Raw genomic sequence first — 15,089 nt, 5'->3', positions numbered from 1 at the left:
CGCTCAGTTCACACTGGCGCCCGTTTTTGTTTGACCGCGAAATATTACAGCTTGGCGAAGCAGCGGCGTGCGGCATCGATGGTGCGCTGAATGTCTTCCTTGCTGTGCGCAACGGACATAAAGCCGGCTTCAAAGGCGGAAGGCGCCAGATAAACCCCCTCATCCAGCATCAGATGGAAGAAGCGCTTAAAGCGTTCCACATCGCACTGCATCACGTCCTGGTAGCAGGTCACCGCCGGGGCATCGGTAAAGAACAGGCCGAACATGCCGCCGACGTGGTTGACGACCAGCGCGACGTTTTCTTCTTTGGCCGCATCCTGCAGGCCTGCCGCCAGCATATCGGTCAATTCGGTCAGCGTCTGGTGGACGCCGACCTGCGAAACCTCGGTCAGGCAGGCATAACCGGCCGCCATCGCAATCGGGTTACCGGACAGCGTTCCTGCCTGATAGACCGGGCCGGTTGGCGCCAGCGCCGCCATCACGTCGCGACGGCCACCGAACGCGCCCACAGGCATGCCGCCGCCGATGATTTTACCCAGACAGGTAAGGTCCGGCTCCACATCGTAATAGGCCTGCGCACCAGCCAGCGCTACGCGAAAGCCGGTCATCACTTCATCGATAATCAGCAATGCGCCGTAGGTGTCGCACAGTGCCCGCAGGCCCGGCAGGAATTCCGGCAGCGGCGGCACGCAGTTCATGTTGCCGGCGACCGGCTCGACGATGATGCAGGCGATCTCGGCAGGATACTGTTCGAACGCGACGCGGACCGAATCCAGATCGTTGTAGGTGCAGGTCAGAGTGTGCTTGGCGAAATCGGCAGGCACGCCCGGCGAGTTCGGTTGGCCCAGGGTCAGCGCGCCGGAACCGGCTTTTACCAGCAGGCAGTCGGCGTGGCCATGGTAGCAGCCCTCGAACTTGATGATTTTATCGCGATGGGTGTAGCCGCGCGCCAGACGAATAGCGCTCATGGTGGCCTCGGTACCCGAGTTTACCATCCGCACCATATCCATGGTCGGCACCAGTTTGGTGACCAACTCCGCCATTTTGACTTCCATCTCGGTGGGAGCGCCAAAACTCAGGCCGCGCTGCGCCGCTTCGATGACCGCGTTGCGGATCGCCGGGTGGTTGTGCCCCAGCACCATGGGGCCCCAGGAACCGACGTAGTCGATATAGGCTTTGCCGTCGACGTCGAACAGGTAAGCCCCGTCCGCCCGCTCGATAAACAGCGGCACACCGCCAACGCCGGTGAATGCACGCACCGGAGAGTTAACCCCACCTGGGATCACCTGTTGCGCTTGGGCATACAGACTTTCGGACTTGCTGTGTAAGCTCATAAATCGGCTCCTGGATTCTCTTTCGAATGATTTAATCGCGCTATTCTAGAGAAGTGTTCGTCGATATGAAACGATCACAGTCAGATACCTATTTTGGGGGGCGGTCGCTCAGTGGGTGCGTTAGAATAATCGGCTTCCCTATTTGTATTACATTTAATTCCGTTAATGAATACCCCATTATGACTGAATTGCAGCAACAGCCGCCGGTGGCGCGGGCTCCACGCCTGAAACGCAGTGACGCGGTGCGTCAGTTTATCCGCCGAGACAAAACGCCGGTGGCCATCTTGTTTATGGCGGCGGTGGTGGGCACCCTGGCGGGATTGCTCGGCGTAGCCTTTGATAAGGCGGTGGACTGGGTGCAGCAGCGGCGGTTATCCGCGCTGGCGCAGGTCGCCGATTCCTGGATCCTGGTTTGGCCGCTGGCTTTCATTCTTTCTGCTGCGTTGGCGGTGCTGGGGTACTACCTGGTGCGCCGCTTTGCGCCGGAAGCGGGCGGCTCAGGCATACCGGAGATCGAAGGGGCACTGGAAGAGCTGCGTCCGGTACGTTGGTGGCGGGTTATCCCGGTGAAGTTTATCGGCGGCATGGGTACGCTGGGGGCGGGCATGGTGCTCGGCCGTGAAGGGCCTACGGTGCAGATGGGGGGCAACGTCGGGCGTATGGTATTGGATATCTTCCGCATGCGCGGCGCCGAAGCGCGTCATTCGTTGCTGGCCACCGGCGCGGCCGCCGGGCTGTCCGCCGCCTTCAATGCGCCGCTGGCGGGCATTCTGTTTATCATTGAGGAAATGCGTCCGCAGTTCCGCTATAACCTGATCTCGATTAAAGCGGTGTTTATCGGCGTAATTATGTCGAGCGCGGTGTTTCAGTTGTTCAATGGTGAGCACTCGGTGATTGAGGTAGGCAAGCTTTCCTCCGCGCCGATCAACACGCTGTGGCTGTATTTGGTGCTGGGTGCGGTGTTCGGCGCCGTTGGGGTGATGTTTAACGCCCTGATTTTTCGCACTCAAGATATGTTTGCCCGTTTCCATGGCGGGGAAATGCGTAACATCCTGATGATTGGTGGGCTGATCGGCGGTACGTGCGGCATTCTTGGGCTAATCCAGCCGCAAGCGGCGGGGGGCGGCTTTGGTTTGATCCCGATTGCTGCTGCCGGCAATTACAGCGTCGGTATGCTGCTGTTTATTTTCATCGCACGGGTGATCACCACACTGCTGTGCTTTGGCTCAGGTGCGCCGGGCGGGATCTTTGCGCCAATGCTAGCGCTGGGCACGCTGTTTGGCACCGCTTTTGGCCTGGCCGGCGCGCACTTGTTTCCACAGTACGGCATTGAGGCCGGTACTTTCGCCATTGCCGGAATGGGCGCGTTGTTTGCCGCCACGGTGCGCGCACCCTTGACCGGGATCGTGCTGGTGTTGGAGATGACCGATAATTATCAGCTCATACTGCCAATGATCATTACCTGCCTTGGTGCTACGCTGGTGGCGCAGTTCCTCGGGGGTAAGCCGTTGTATTCGTCGATATTGGCCCGTACGTTGCAACGACAGGAAGCGCTGCAGGCGCGTGAGGCGGCAGATAAAACAGGTAAAGAAAATACAACAAATGCGGTGAATACTTGAACGCAGCACTCAGGTATTGGATAATCAAAAACATTAATCAGACTGCCATTGTAGCGGCCTGATGCAGAACAATGTTGGGAGTAAAGAGTATGAGTGATGAAACAGCACTGCCCCTGCAATTTACCGAGGCAGCAGCAAGCAAGGTTAAGGTCCTGATTGCTGATGAAGAAAATCCGAATCTGAAGTTGCGGGTTTACATTACCGGTGGCGGCTGCAGCGGATTCCAGTACGGTTTCACTTTTGACGACAAGGTCAACGATGGCGATATGACCATCGAGAAGCAGGGCGTTGCGCTGGTGGTTGACCCAATGAGCCTGCAATATCTGGTGGGCGGTTCGGTCGATTATACCGAAGGGCTGGAAGGTTCACGTTTCGTGGTAACCAACCCTAACGCCAAAACCACCTGCGGCTGCGGTTCTTCGTTCAGCGTCTGATACCGCCTGCAGCAGCATAAAACCCGCCAACCTCACCGGTTTGCGGGTTTTTTTATGGTCGCCATGTCATGCTGATCCGAACCGGGTTTGCTTCGGTGGGCAGTCGTTATCGTTCGAGGATAAACGCGGGCAGTTTCAGATGCCAGCGGATGGCCGCCAGCCGGATCGCCAGCGTGATGCCCATGCCAAGCATCATCGCCTGCTGCAGCGGCATACCGAAGGTAGCGAAAGCGGTAACGTGGACAATGCCGCCGACAATACAGGCGGTGGCGTAAACTTCGGTTCGCAGGATCATCGGAATTTCCCGCGCCAGGACGTCCCGGATAATACCGCCGCCAACCCCGGTAATGACCCCCATGCACACCGCCACCAGCGGACCGGTATCGGCGGCGAAGGCTTTATTGACGCCGATGCCGACGAACACCGCCAGCCCGACGGCATCCAGCACCGGCAGGATCCATTTCGGCAGGCGTCGCGGTTGGCGTACCAGCAGCAGCGTCAGCACGCAGGTTATCATCGCCACCACCAGATCGGTCGGATCTTTCACCCAAAATACCGGGCCATTGGCCAGCGCCATATCGCGGATGGTGCCGCCACCGACCGCAGTGACCACGCCGAGCACCAACACGCCGAACGGATCCATGCGCAACTTGCCGGCCAGCAATACGCCGGAGATGGCGAAAACCGCGGTACCCAGAATATCCAGCCAAAACACCAGCATCAGGGGAGCTCCGCCAGTTGGCTGCACAGTTGCTGTGCGGCCAGCATGATGCGCGGGCCGGCGCGGTTGAACCAGTCGCCGTTCAGCGCAATCACCGGCACTTGCAGCTGTGGCGCCCAAAAGGCTTTCACGCTGGCAATCTCTTTTGCGTCGCCGGTAATCACTACGGCCTGAGGGTGGCGGGCCAACACTTGCTCGCGGCTGATTTGCGGCCACGGCATGCGGCTGTCGGCAAAGATATTCTCCGCTCCGCACAGCGACAGCACCTGGCTTTGCAGAGTGGCGCCGGAGCTGGTGAACAGCGGCTGGGTGCCAAACTGCAACAAGACCCGGTGCGGCTGGTTGTGCGGGTATTTTGCTTTCAGCGCGGCGATCTGTTGGCGCATGGTGCCCGCAGCCTGGTGTGCCTGCTCCGGATGCGGGCTGTATTTGGCCAGGTCATCCAGCGACTGGGCGATGTCATCGAGCGTGGTGGCATCCGCATAAAAAATCGGGATACCGAAGGCGGCGAGCTGATCCAGCACCCGTTGCGGATTGCCGCCGCGCCAGGCGAGGATCAGATCCGGCTTCAGCGCCAGTACCCGCTCAAGGTTGATCCCTTGCCAGGACGCCACCTGTTCCAGCTTCTTGGCCGCCGGTGGGTAATCGGAGAAGGCGCTCACCGCCAGCAGGGTATCGCCCATGCCGGCGGCGTAGGCAAGCTCGGTGGCATTGGGCGCCAGGCTGATCACGCGTTGAGCGGCGCCGGCAGGCAGAGCCGCCCAGAGCATGAGCAGCCACAACAGAGCTGAAAAGCGTGGCTTCACATCAACCGCGCTTGGCCAGGGTTTGCAGCATCGCGTTGACCATCAGCGTTGATTGCTGGGCGGCCACGACAAGGAACTCGTCAAAGCTCATGTGCGATTCACTGTCGGCGACGTCAGAGATGGCACGCACCACCACAAACGGCGTGCCGAACAGGTGGCAAACGTGGCCGACGGCGGCGGCTTCCATTTCTACCGCGGCAACGGTTGGGAAGGTGGTGCGGATGCGTTCCAACGGTTCTGCGCCGTTAATGAAGGCGTCGCCGCTGCAGATCAGACCGCGTACCGCGTTAAGATCCAACTGCTTGATGCAGCTTTCCGCCAGCGCAATCAGCGCTTCGTCCGCCACGAAGGCAGCCGGGCAACCGGCCATCTGGCCTGGTTCGTAACCAAAGGCGGTAACGTCGGCGTCGTGATAGCGCACTTCTTCGGAAACCACGATATCGCCCACTTTCAGCGTAGCGGCCAGGCCACCGGCGGAACCGGTATTGATCACCAGATCCGGCTTGCAGTGCTCCAGCAGCAGGGTGGTGCCCATTGCCGCAGAAACTTTACCGATACCGGATTTCAGCAGTGCCACGTCAACGCCGCCGATCTGGCCGGTATAGATTTCACAACCCGCGCGTTGAATGGTCTGACGGTTTTCAATTTGTTCGCGCAGCAGGGTAACTTCCTGTTCCATGGCGCCGATGATGCCTACTTTCATAAATAACACTCGCTGATTGGGGGGTGGGAATTGCGCCATAGTCTATCATGGCTCTCATAGAGAGATAATCCGTTGCATATGCCCGCGGGAATTGTTATCACGGGGGCTGGGCGCAACGGAGGAGAAACAGATGTCCGGGATCGACTTTAAGCAAAAAATCAGCTTCCAGCGGCCTTTCAGTAAACCTATTGAAGCTGAGGAAGAATATGACATCGTGCGGCAGTTTGAGAGCGATCGCGGGCGTATCGTCAATTCAGCCGCCATTCGCCGTCTGCAGCAAAAAACCCAGGTGTTCCCTCTGGAGCGCAACGCCGCGGTGCGTAGCCGTCTGACGCACTCGATGGAGGTGCAGCAGGTCGGGCGGCACATTGCAAAAGAGATCCTCAACCGTTTCAAACAGGAACGGCGGATCGACGCGCTCGGCCTGACCAAACTGCTCGATCCTTTTGAAAGCATAGTTGAGATGTCCTGCCTGATGCACGACATCGGCAACCCGCCGTTTGGGCACTTCGGCGAGTCGGCGATTAACGACTGGTTTTCCCAGCGGCTCGCTCCCGCCAGTTGCGGGAGCGAGCCCGCCAGCAACGATCGTTGCCAGATCGGCGTGCTGCGCCTGCACGAAGGCGAAGGCGATCTCAACCGCCTGCGCAGCCGCATCCGCCACGATCTCAGCCATTTCGAGGGCAATGCCCAGGCGATTCGGCTGGTGCATACGTTACTGAAGCTCAATCTGACCTATGCGCAGGTGGGCTGCATTCTGAAATATACCCGTCCGGCGTACTGGGCGAGCGAGATCCCCGCCAGCCACAGCTACCTGATGAAAAAACCGGGCTTTTATCTGGCGGAAGAGGCGTTTGTCGATCGCTTGCGGCGCGAGTTGAATATGGGCGAGTTCGATCGCTTCCCGCTGACTTATATCATGGAGGCGGCGGACGATATTTCTTACTGCGTCGCCGATCTGGAAGACGCGGTGGAAAAAAACATTTTCACCGTTGAACAACTTTATCAGCATTTAACTCAGGAATGGGGCGAGGTATCGCCGGGCGATTTGTTTGATAAAACCGTGGCCAGCGCTTTTCGCAAGATCGACCGCGGCGGTGCGCGGCGCAGCAGCGAAGATCAGTTCTTCATGTATTTGCGGGTGTTCACCGTGGCGCGGCTGGTGCCGCATGCGGCGCAGCGTTTTATTGATAATCTGGATGCGGTTTATCGGGGCAACTTTAATCAGGCGTTGCTGGAAGACTCCAGCCCGGCGTTCCAACTGTTGAAGATCTTCAAAAATGTGGCCTTCAAGCACGTGTTCAACCACCCCGAAGTGGAGCAGCTTGAGCTGCAGGGCTACCGGGTGATCAGCGGCTTGCTGGACATCTACAGCCCCTTGCTGGCGATGTCGCTGGCGGATTTTACCCGCTTGGTGCGAGAAGACAGCCATCGCGCTTACCCGATAGAAACGCGCCTGTTCCACAAGCTATCCACCAAACATCGGTTGGCGTATGTCGAAGCGGTTGAAGGGTTGCAACACCTGTCGCCCGAGCAATTGGCGATCCGGGAATATTATTTCCGCGCGCGTTTGCTGCAAGATTATATCAGCGGCATGACCGATCTTTATGCCTATGACGAATATCGAAAACTAATGGCAGCTGAATAATTCATTCAGTTAATAAATATTATTTGAACGCATGCGTTGCAGGTCGCAGTGAGTATTTCGAGTTTTGTAAAGACGGACAATATTTGTTTACTATTACCAATAACCTGCGCCGGAACTTCGGGCTATTAATAAGCTCTGACTATGCACAAAGAACGCAATACTTTCTGAACGACTTTATAAGAGACACACAGATGAAAAAAACCGCATTAGTTCTTAGCGCCCTGGCTTTCAGTATTGGTATGGCACTGGGCCCGATGACGGCCGGCGCCGCAGAAACCGCTTCTTCAAGCACCCAACAGCTGCCTAGCCTGGCGCCGATGCTGGAAAAAGTGATGCCTTCCGTAGTGAGTATTAACGTTGAAGGCAGTACCACCGTCAACGCGCAGAAGATGCCGCCGCAGTTCCAGCAGTTCTTTGGCGAAGATTCGCCTTTCTGCCAGGACGGTTCGCCGTTCCAGGCTTCGCCAATGTGCCAGGGCGGCACTGATGGCGGGCAGGGCGCACCGGGTCAGGGCACCCAGGAAAAATTCCAGGCGCTGGGCGCCGGGGTGGTGATTGACGCGGCCAAAGGCTACGTAGTGACCAACAATCACGTGGTGGATAACGCCAATAAAATTCAGGTGCAACTGAGCGACGGCCGCAAGTTTGACGCCAAGGTGATAGGCAAGGATCCGCGTTCCGATATCGCGTTGATCCAACTGAAAGACTTTAAAAACCTGACGGCAATCAAAATGGCGGATTCCGAGCAACTGCGCGTCGGCGATTATACCGTGGCGATCGGCAACCCTTACGGATTGGGCGAAACCGCGACTTCCGGCATCGTTTCCGCGTTGGGCCGCAGCGGGTTGAATATCGAAAACTACGAAAACTTTATCCAGACCGATGCGGCGATTAACCGCGGTAACTCCGGTGGCGCGCTGGTTAACCTGAACGGCGAACTGATCGGTATTAACACCGCGATCCTGGCGCCGGACGGCGGCAACATCGGTATTGGTTTCGCCATCCCGAGCAACATGGTGAAAAACCTGACGGCGCAAATGGTTGAGTTCGGCCAGGTGAAACGCGGCGAACTGGGCATTATGGGCACCGAGTTGAACTCCGAACTGGCGAAAGCGATGAAGGTGGACGCCCAGCGCGGTGCCTTTGTCAGCCAGGTGATGCCGAAATCCTCCGCCGCCAAGGCGGGCATCAAGGCCGGTGACGTTATCGTCACCATGAACGGTAAAGCCATCTCCAGCTTTGCCTCGTTCCGTGCGGAAATCGGCACGCTGCCGGTCGGCAGCAAAATGTCGCTGGGCATCATCCGCGACGGCAAGCCGGTCACTGTGGACGTCACGCTGGAGCAAAGCGCCCAGACTCAGGTGGAGTCCGGCAATATCTACACCGGCATCGAAGGGGCCGAGCTGAGCAATGCCCAGGCCGGCAGCCAGAAAGGCGTGAAGGTGGATAACGTCAAAGCCGGCAGTGCCGCTGCGCGCATCGGCCTGAAAAAAGGCGATATTATCCTCGGGGTTAACCAGCAGCCTATTCAGAACCTGGGCGAACTGCGCAAAATTCTCGACAGCAAGCCGTCGGTGCTGGCGTTGAACATCCAACGCGGCGATACCCAGCTGTATCTGTTGATGCAGTAAGTTCTTCACGGTCTACCACTCTCAAGGCACGCTACGGCGTGCCTTTTTTACGTCGCGAAAACTGTGAACCTCGCCGCAACTTCAGCAATGGTCACCAAGCTTTGTGCAACTGCACAATGTGCCTGAGGATCGCCGTCGGTATGCTGAAGAATTGGCACCTTTCCGGGCAGGAGAAAACGGCATGTCGGAATACCATCTCGATGGCAAGCTGGCGCAAGAGATCGTTGCGCGCACCATGCAAATCATCGACAGCAATGTCAATGTGATGGATGCGCGCGGCAAGATTATCGGCAGCGGCGATCGTGAGCGGGTGGGGGAACTGCACGAAGGCGCGCTGCTGGTGCTGTCACAGGCGCGGGTGGTGGATATTGACGAAGCGGTGGCGCGTCACCTGCATGGTGTGCGCCCCGGCGTTAATCTGCCGCTGCGCATTGACGGGCGCATCGTCGGGGTCATCGGCCTGACCGGTAACCCTGGCCAACTGCGGCAGTATGGCGAGCTGGTCTGCATGACCGCCGAAATGATGCTGGAGCAGGCTCGGCTGTTGCATATGCTGGCGCAGGACAGCCGGCTGCGGGAAGAATTGGTGCTGAACCTGATCCGTACCGACGAACTCACTCCGGCGCTGATGGAGTGGGCGCAGCGGCTGGGGATTGATCCCAGCCAGCCACGGGTCGCGGCGGTGGTGGAGGTGGACAGCGGCCAGCTTGGCGTTGACAGTGCAATGGCCGAACTGCAGCAATTGCAGACGTTGCTGACCATGCCGGAGCGCGACAACTTGATCGCCATCGTTTCATTGAGCGAAATGGTGGTGTTGAAACCTGCGCTCAATGGCTATGGGCGCTGGGATGCGGAAGATCACCGGCGACGGGTGGATAACCTGTTGTCGAGGATGAATGAGAGCAGCCGGTTGCGGGTGCGCATCGCACTCGGCAATTATTTCACCGGACCGGGCAGCATCGCCCGTTCCTATCGCACCGCGCGTACCACCATGGTGGTCGGCAAGCAGCGAATGGGGGAGCAACGCACCTATTACTATCAGGATCTGATGTTGCCGGTATTGCTGGATAGCCTGCGCGGCGGCTGGCAGGCGGATGAGCTGGCCCGCCCGCTGGCGAAGCTAAAGGCGATGGACGGCAACGGCCTGCTGCGCCGTACGCTGGCTGCCTGGTTCTTGCATAACGTACAACCGACCGTCACCGCCAAGGCGTTGTATATTCATCGTAATACGCTGGAATACCGGCTCAACCGCATTGCAGAACTGACCGGGTTGAACCTCGCCAGTTTTGACGATCGCCTGCTGCTGTATATCGGGCTGCAACTGGATGCTGACGCCTGATCTAGGTCACCGGCGCCGGATTAAATACCGCCAGCGCGTTATGCAGCCCCCATTGATCCGACCAGGTTTGCTTGCGCCCGCTGGCGATATCCAGAATCAGTTCAAACAGCTGCCAGCCCACCTGTTCGATAGTGGCTTCGCCGGTGGCGATAGTGCCGGCGTTGATGTCCATTAAATCGTACCAGCGATCCGCCAGCGCGCTGCGGGTCGCCATTTTAATCACCGGCACCGCCGTCAGGCCGTAGGGCGTACCGCGTCCGGTGGTGAATACCTGGATAGTGATGCCGGAGGCCAGCTGCTGGGTGCCGCAGACAAAGTCGCTGGCGGGCGTGGCTGCGTAGATCAGGCCGCGTTTTGTGGGGCGCTGGCCGGGGGACAGCACCTCTACAATAGCGCTGGTCCCTGATTTGGCGATCGACCCCAATGCTTTTTCCACCACGTTGGCCAACCCGCCTTTTTTATTGCCCGGGGACGGGTTGGCACTGCGATCGCTTTGCCCCGCCTCGAGATAAGCATCGTACCAGGCCATCTCCTCCAGCAAGCGCTTGCCAACCTGTTCATCCGCCACTCTCGGCGTCAGCAGATGTACCGCATCGCGCACTTCAGTGACTTCAGAGAACATCACCGTCGCGCCGCAGCGCACCAGCAGATCGGAGGCGAAACCCACCGCCGGATTGGCCGTCACGCCGGAAAACGCATCGCTGCCGCCGCACTGCATGCCGACCACCAATTCTGAGGCTGCGCAGCTTTCGCGCTGGCGACGGTTCAGGCGTTGGAGGTGGCGCTCGGCGAGCGTCAGAATGTCGTCAACCATAGATCTGAAACCCCGATGTTTCTCGTCTTGCAAACGGACAATGTGGCTCTCGTCGAGCGAGATCGCCTGCACGTCCGGTGTGCCCTGCAACAGGCGTTCCGGCTGCAGTTTTTCGCAGCCCAGGCCGACCACCATCACCTCGCCGCCAAAATTGGGATTCAGCGCCAGATTGTGAATGGTGCGGATCGGCACCACCGCCGCCGGCGCGTTGATCGCCACGCCGCAACCGTAAAGATGGTTGAGGCCGACCACGCCATCCACATTGGGGTAACGCGGCAGCAGATCGCGTTCAATGATTTTCACTACGTAATCAACCACGCCGGCGACGCACTGCACGCTGGTGGTAATGCCGAGCAAGTTTTTGGTGCCGACGCTGCCGTCGGCATTGCGGTAGCCCTCGAAGCGATAACCCTCGAGTGGCGGCAGCGGGGCCGGAACCTTATTGGCCAGCGGCAGGCGCTGCAGCTCGGGGGCCTCCGGCAGTGAGACCAGCGATTCGTCGATCCAGCAGCCGCGCAAAATGGCTCGTTGCGCATGACCGATGATCTCGCCGTAGCGGACAATCTCGCCGCCGGCGGCAATGTTTTCCAGCGCGACCTTGTGCCCCTGCGGTACATGTTCCAGTAATTGCAGCCCGCAGGAAAATAATGCGCCTTTCGGCAGGCCGCGATCGTTTACCACGATGGCGACATTATCCGAGTCGTGAACCTTAATATAAAGCGGCGTCTCGTTTATATCGGACATGCTTATTATCCTGAGTAGATTTATTTTGGGTAGGCTGTGGGTAATAACCGGCACGGTTGCTCATTAAGCAGTATAAGTGCGGTACGGCTGAGTGGCATTATGCAAATGACCGGGATTAGCGGGTATTCGGCATGGATTATTTGGCATCGGACCAGTCGTCTGTGAGACTGCTCACGGATACTCCTTACGTTTAAGCAGCGGCCGGGTTGCAGATTTAAAGCTAAAGGGCAGGAAAGGTTCGTGAGCGGCGTTTCGTGAGCCAGTCGCCACTGCATTGGGCAAATGCCATAAATTACCCGTGATATCCCCGTAATCCTTGTTGTATTGCCTGATGAGATATGAATTTACGGCGCATATACTTTTCTGCGTAGTGAAATTCATTGGATTTAAATATTGCCGCTGGCGTATTAACCGCACTGCTCATTGTTGGCGCAATCTAATTTAATCGATTTCGTTCTGAGATATTTACATGCCCGTTGTATTTCAATTGCATGGAATGTGCGAATTGGCCGATTGGCGGCCACTTGAAATCCATAGGGGATATATCTGTGGTTCAGGATGAATATAGCAAGCCGCTATCATTCAGGAGAACACAATGTCTACCATCAGCTCCGCAACGAGTTCGATTAAAAGAACCCATGCGCGTTACTGGATCGTGGTGATGCTGTTTATCGTTACCTCGTTCAACTACGGCGATCGCGCCACCCTGTCGATCGCCGGCTCGTCGATGGCCAAGGATATCGGGCTGGATCCCATTGGGATGGGCTATATCTTCTCGGCTTTCTCATGGGCCTACGTAATCGGCCAGATCCCCGGCGGTTGGTTGCTCGACCGCTTCGGATCGAAGCGCGTCTATTTCTGGAGCATCTTTATTTGGTCGTTGTTCACCCTGTTGCAGGGGTTCGTGGATATCTTCAGCGGCTTTGGCATCGTCGTGGCGCTGTTCGCCCTGCGTTTCCTGGTGGGGCTGGCGGAAGCGCCGTCCTTCCCCGGCAACAGCCGCATTGTCGCCGCCTGGTTTCCGGCGCACGAGCGCGGCACGGCGGTGTCGATCTTTAACTCGGCGCAATACTTCGCCACGGTGATCTTCGCGCCGATCATGGGCTGGCTGACTCACGCGGTAGGTTGGTCACACGTGTTCTTCTTTATGGGCGGGCTTGGCATCGTGCTCAGCTTCATCTGGCTGAAAGTGCTGCACAACCCCAAGGAGCATCCCGGCGTAAACCAGGCCGAGCTGGACTATATCGAGGCCGGTGGTGCCTTGATCAACATGGATCAACCGCGGTCGCAGCAGGTGAAGGTGAAAGGCGAGAAGTGGCACCAGATCAAACAGCTGTTGCAGTCGCGCATGATGTTCGGGGTGTATATCGGCCAATACTGCATTAACGCACTGACCTATTTTTTCATCACCTGGTTCCCTGTCTATCTGGTGCAGGCGCGCGGCATGTCGATCCTTAAGGCCGGGATGGTGGCTTCGGTGCCGGCCATCTGCGGTTTTGTCGGCGGCGTGCTCGGTGGCGTGATCTCCGACTACCTGATGCGCCGCACACAGTCACTGACCTTCGCCCGCAAGGCGCCGATTGTGCTGGGCATGCTGCTGTCGATGACGATGGTGTTCTGCAACTACGTCGATACCGAATGGATGGTGGTCGGCATCATGGCGCTGGCGTTCTTCGGCAAAGGGGTGGGGGCGCTCGGCTGGGCGGTCATGGCGGATACCGCGCCAAAAGAGATCAGTGGCCTGAGCGGCGGGCTGTTCAATATGTTCGGCAACGTCTCCGGCATCGTCACGCCGATCGCTATCGGCTACATCATCGGCACCACGGGATCCTTTAACGGCGCGCTGGTGTATGTCGGCATCCACGCCCTGCTGGCGGTGGCGAGCTACCTGTTCATTGTCGGCGAAATCAAACGCATCGAATTGAAACCCTTGCACGGGTGAGGAAATCAGCATGAGCAACACGCAAAGCACGCCGGTGATCACCGAAATGCGCGTTATCCCGGTGGCCGGGTACGACAGCATGCTGCTGAATATCGGCGGCGCGCACGGGGCCTGTTTCACCCGCAACGTTGTGGTGCTGACCGACAGCGCAGGGCATACCGGCGTTGGGGAGGCGCCGGGCGGCGAAGTGATTTATCGCACGCTGATGGCGGTTATTCCCCGGGTCATCGGCCAGCAGGTTGCGCACATGAACCGGTTGGTGCACGACATTCACAGCGGCAATCAGGAGGCCGATTTTAACGCCTTCGCTCAGGGGGCCTGGACCTTTGAGCTGCGGGTGAACGCGGTGGCGGCTTTGGAGGCCGCGCTGCTCGATCTGCTCGGCCAGTTCCTCGGCGTGCCGGTGGCGGAGCTGCTCGGCCCCGGCAAGCAGCGTGACGAGGTGGCGGTGCTTGGCTACCTGTTTTATATCGGCGACGCCGGGAAAACGGATTTGCCCTATCAACCTGCTCAACGCGGCCGACACCCCTGGTACCAGCTGCGACATCAGCAGGCAATGGACACGCCGGCGATCGTCGAATTGGCCGCGGCAGCCAGGGATCGTTACGGCTTCCGGGATTTCAAGCTGAAAGGCGGTGTGTTGCCGGGCGAACAGGAAATTGACGCGGTCTGTGCGCTGGCTAAGCATTTCCCGGATGCCCGCATCACCGTCGATCCCAATGGTGCCTGGCTGCTCGACGAGGCTATCGCTTTGTGCAAGGGCATGCGGGGCATTCTGAGCTATGCCGAGGATCCTTGCGGTGCCGAACAGGGATTCTCCGGCCGTGAAGTGATGGCGGAGTTCCGCCGCGCCACCGGCTTGCCGGTCGCCACTAACATGATCGCCACCAACTGGCGCGAGATGTGCCATGCGGTGATGCTGCAAGCGGTGGATATCCCCTTGGCGGATCCGCATTTCTGGACCCTGCACGGCGCGGTGCGGGTAGCCCAGCTGTGCAACGATTGGGGGCTGACCTGGGGTTGCCATTCCAATAATCACTTCGATATTTCACTGGCGATGTTTACCCATGTCGGCGCCGCCGCACCCGGTAATCCCACCGCCATCGACACCCATTGGATCTGGCAGGAGGGCCAGCACCTGACGAAAAACCCGTTGCAAATCGTCGACGGCCGCATTGCCGTGCCGGATCGACCGGGGCTGGGCGTTGATCTGGATTGGGCCGCATTGGAACAGGCGCATCGGTTGCACCAGCAGCTTCCGTCGGGCGCTCGCAACGACGCGGTTGCCATGCAATACCTGGTCCCCGGCTGGCAGTTCGATGCCAAACGCCCGGCCTTTGGTCGCTGATTTTTC

General features: G+C 58.5%; 12 protein-coding genes. 7 read left to right on the top strand and 5 right to left on the bottom strand.

The features are described 5' to 3' along the window. Positions 1–44 precede the first annotated feature (44 nt). Positions 45–1,334 (bottom strand): glutamate-1-semialdehyde 2,1-aminomutase, encoded by a 1,290-nt coding sequence (hemL, locus tag ACUTSW_RS15175; RefSeq protein ID WP_063198719.1) that lies wholly within the window; start codon positions 1,332–1,334, stop codon positions 45–47. Between the two features lie 179 nt (positions 1,335–1,513). Between hemL and clcA the strand changes: the two genes are divergently transcribed. Continuing rightward, positions 1,514–2,953, top strand: a complete 1,440-nt coding sequence (gene clcA / locus ACUTSW_RS15170; RefSeq protein ID WP_445584788.1) for a H(+)/Cl(-) exchange transporter ClcA — start codon at positions 1,514–1,516, stop codon at positions 2,951–2,953. Positions 2,954–3,042: 89 nt separating this feature from the next. After that, on the top strand, positions 3,043–3,387 hold the full coding sequence (gene erpA / locus ACUTSW_RS15165; protein WP_004950184.1) for an iron-sulfur cluster insertion protein ErpA: 345 nt from the start codon (positions 3,043–3,045) through the stop codon (positions 3,385–3,387). Between the two features lie 106 nt (positions 3,388–3,493). Here the strand turns inward: erpA and ACUTSW_RS15160 are convergent, their stop codons facing one another. Genes ACUTSW_RS15160 through mtnN form a run of 3 tightly spaced genes read right to left on the bottom strand, consistent with a single transcriptional unit; the run spans position 3,494 to position 5,617 of the window. Then, a complete protein-coding gene (locus tag ACUTSW_RS15160) occupies positions 3,494–4,108 on the bottom strand; it encodes a TRIC cation channel family protein (RefSeq protein WP_004950186.1) in 615 nt (204 codons plus the stop codon). Next, complete coding sequence (gene btuF / locus ACUTSW_RS15155; RefSeq protein WP_434462365.1) at positions 4,108–4,878, bottom strand: vitamin B12 ABC transporter substrate-binding protein BtuF; 771 nt, start codon at positions 4,876–4,878, stop codon at positions 4,108–4,110. The genes ACUTSW_RS15160 and btuF overlap by 1 nt, the downstream gene beginning before the upstream one ends. A 37-nt stretch (positions 4,879–4,915) precedes the next feature. Beyond that, positions 4,916–5,617 carry a 5'-methylthioadenosine/S-adenosylhomocysteine nucleosidase gene (mtnN, locus tag ACUTSW_RS15150; RefSeq protein WP_006323608.1) on the bottom strand — a complete coding sequence of 234 codons (702 nt, stop codon included), beginning with the start codon at positions 5,615–5,617 and terminating at the stop codon, positions 4,916–4,918. A gap of 130 nt (positions 5,618–5,747) precedes the next feature. On the opposite strand from mtnN, the gene dgt reads away from it, so the two are divergent. From dgt to ACUTSW_RS15135, 3 genes are all read left to right on the top strand, one after another. Beyond that, positions 5,748–7,265, top strand: a complete 1,518-nt coding sequence (gene dgt, locus ACUTSW_RS15145) for a dGTPase (RefSeq protein ID WP_445584787.1) — start codon at positions 5,748–5,750, stop codon at positions 7,263–7,265. 191 nt (positions 7,266–7,456) lie between these two features. Continuing rightward, positions 7,457–8,896, top strand: a complete 1,440-nt coding sequence (gene degP / locus ACUTSW_RS15140; protein WP_006323617.1) for a serine endoprotease DegP — start codon at positions 7,457–7,459, stop codon at positions 8,894–8,896. A 181-nt stretch (positions 8,897–9,077) separates the two neighbouring features. Next, complete coding sequence (locus ACUTSW_RS15135; RefSeq protein WP_445584786.1) at positions 9,078–10,235, top strand: CdaR family transcriptional regulator; 1,158 nt, start codon at positions 9,078–9,080, stop codon at positions 10,233–10,235. Position 10,236: 1 nt separating this feature from the next. On the opposite strand, the gene garD is transcribed toward ACUTSW_RS15135, so the two are convergent. Continuing rightward, a complete protein-coding gene (garD, locus tag ACUTSW_RS15130; protein WP_445584785.1) occupies positions 10,237–11,793 on the bottom strand; it encodes a galactarate dehydratase in 1,557 nt (518 codons plus the stop codon). A gap of 595 nt (positions 11,794–12,388) precedes the next feature. On the opposite strand from garD, the gene ACUTSW_RS15125 reads away from it, so the two are divergent. Both ACUTSW_RS15125 and ACUTSW_RS15120 read left to right on the top strand, forming a co-directional pair. After that, positions 12,389–13,735: an MFS transporter gene (locus ACUTSW_RS15125; RefSeq protein ID WP_445584784.1), complete on the top strand. Its 1,347-nt coding sequence runs from the start codon at positions 12,389–12,391 to the stop codon at positions 13,733–13,735. Between the two features lie 10 nt (positions 13,736–13,745). Further along, positions 13,746–15,083: an enolase C-terminal domain-like protein gene (locus tag ACUTSW_RS15120; protein ID WP_445584783.1), complete on the top strand. Its 1,338-nt coding sequence runs from the start codon at positions 13,746–13,748 to the stop codon at positions 15,081–15,083. Positions 15,084–15,089 lie beyond the last annotated feature (6 nt).

Source organism: Serratia sp. TSA_198.1, from assembly GCF_052686505.1.
This window is presented reverse-complemented; position numbering and strand designations above follow the sequence as displayed.

Bases quoted from the DNA above. Each gene is read 5' to 3' on its own strand.
- hemL (WP_063198719.1), bottom strand. From the start codon at position 1,334: ATGAGCTTACACAGCAAGTCCGAAAGTCTGTATGCCCAAGCGCAACAG.
- clcA (WP_445584788.1), top strand. From the start codon at position 1,514: ATGACTGAATTGCAGCAACAGCCGCCGGTGGCGCGGGCTCCACGCCTG.
- erpA (WP_004950184.1), top strand. From the start codon at position 3,043: ATGAGTGATGAAACAGCACTGCCCCTGCAATTTACCGAGGCAGCAGCA.
- ACUTSW_RS15160 (WP_004950186.1), bottom strand. From the start codon at position 4,108: ATGCTGGTGTTTTGGCTGGATATTCTGGGTACCGCGGTTTTCGCCATC.
- btuF (WP_434462365.1), bottom strand. From the start codon at position 4,878: ATGCTCTGGGCGGCTCTGCCTGCCGGCGCCGCTCAACGCGTGATCAGC.
- mtnN (WP_006323608.1), bottom strand. From the start codon at position 5,617: ATGAAAGTAGGCATCATCGGCGCCATGGAACAGGAAGTTACCCTGCTG.
- dgt (WP_445584787.1), top strand. From the start codon at position 5,748: ATGTCCGGGATCGACTTTAAGCAAAAAATCAGCTTCCAGCGGCCTTTC.
- degP (WP_006323617.1), top strand. From the start codon at position 7,457: ATGAAAAAAACCGCATTAGTTCTTAGCGCCCTGGCTTTCAGTATTGGT.
- ACUTSW_RS15135 (WP_445584786.1), top strand. From the start codon at position 9,078: ATGTCGGAATACCATCTCGATGGCAAGCTGGCGCAAGAGATCGTTGCG.
- garD (WP_445584785.1), bottom strand. From the start codon at position 11,793: ATGTCCGATATAAACGAGACGCCGCTTTATATTAAGGTTCACGACTCG.
- ACUTSW_RS15125 (WP_445584784.1), top strand. From the start codon at position 12,389: ATGTCTACCATCAGCTCCGCAACGAGTTCGATTAAAAGAACCCATGCG.
- ACUTSW_RS15120 (WP_445584783.1), top strand. From the start codon at position 13,746: ATGAGCAACACGCAAAGCACGCCGGTGATCACCGAAATGCGCGTTATC.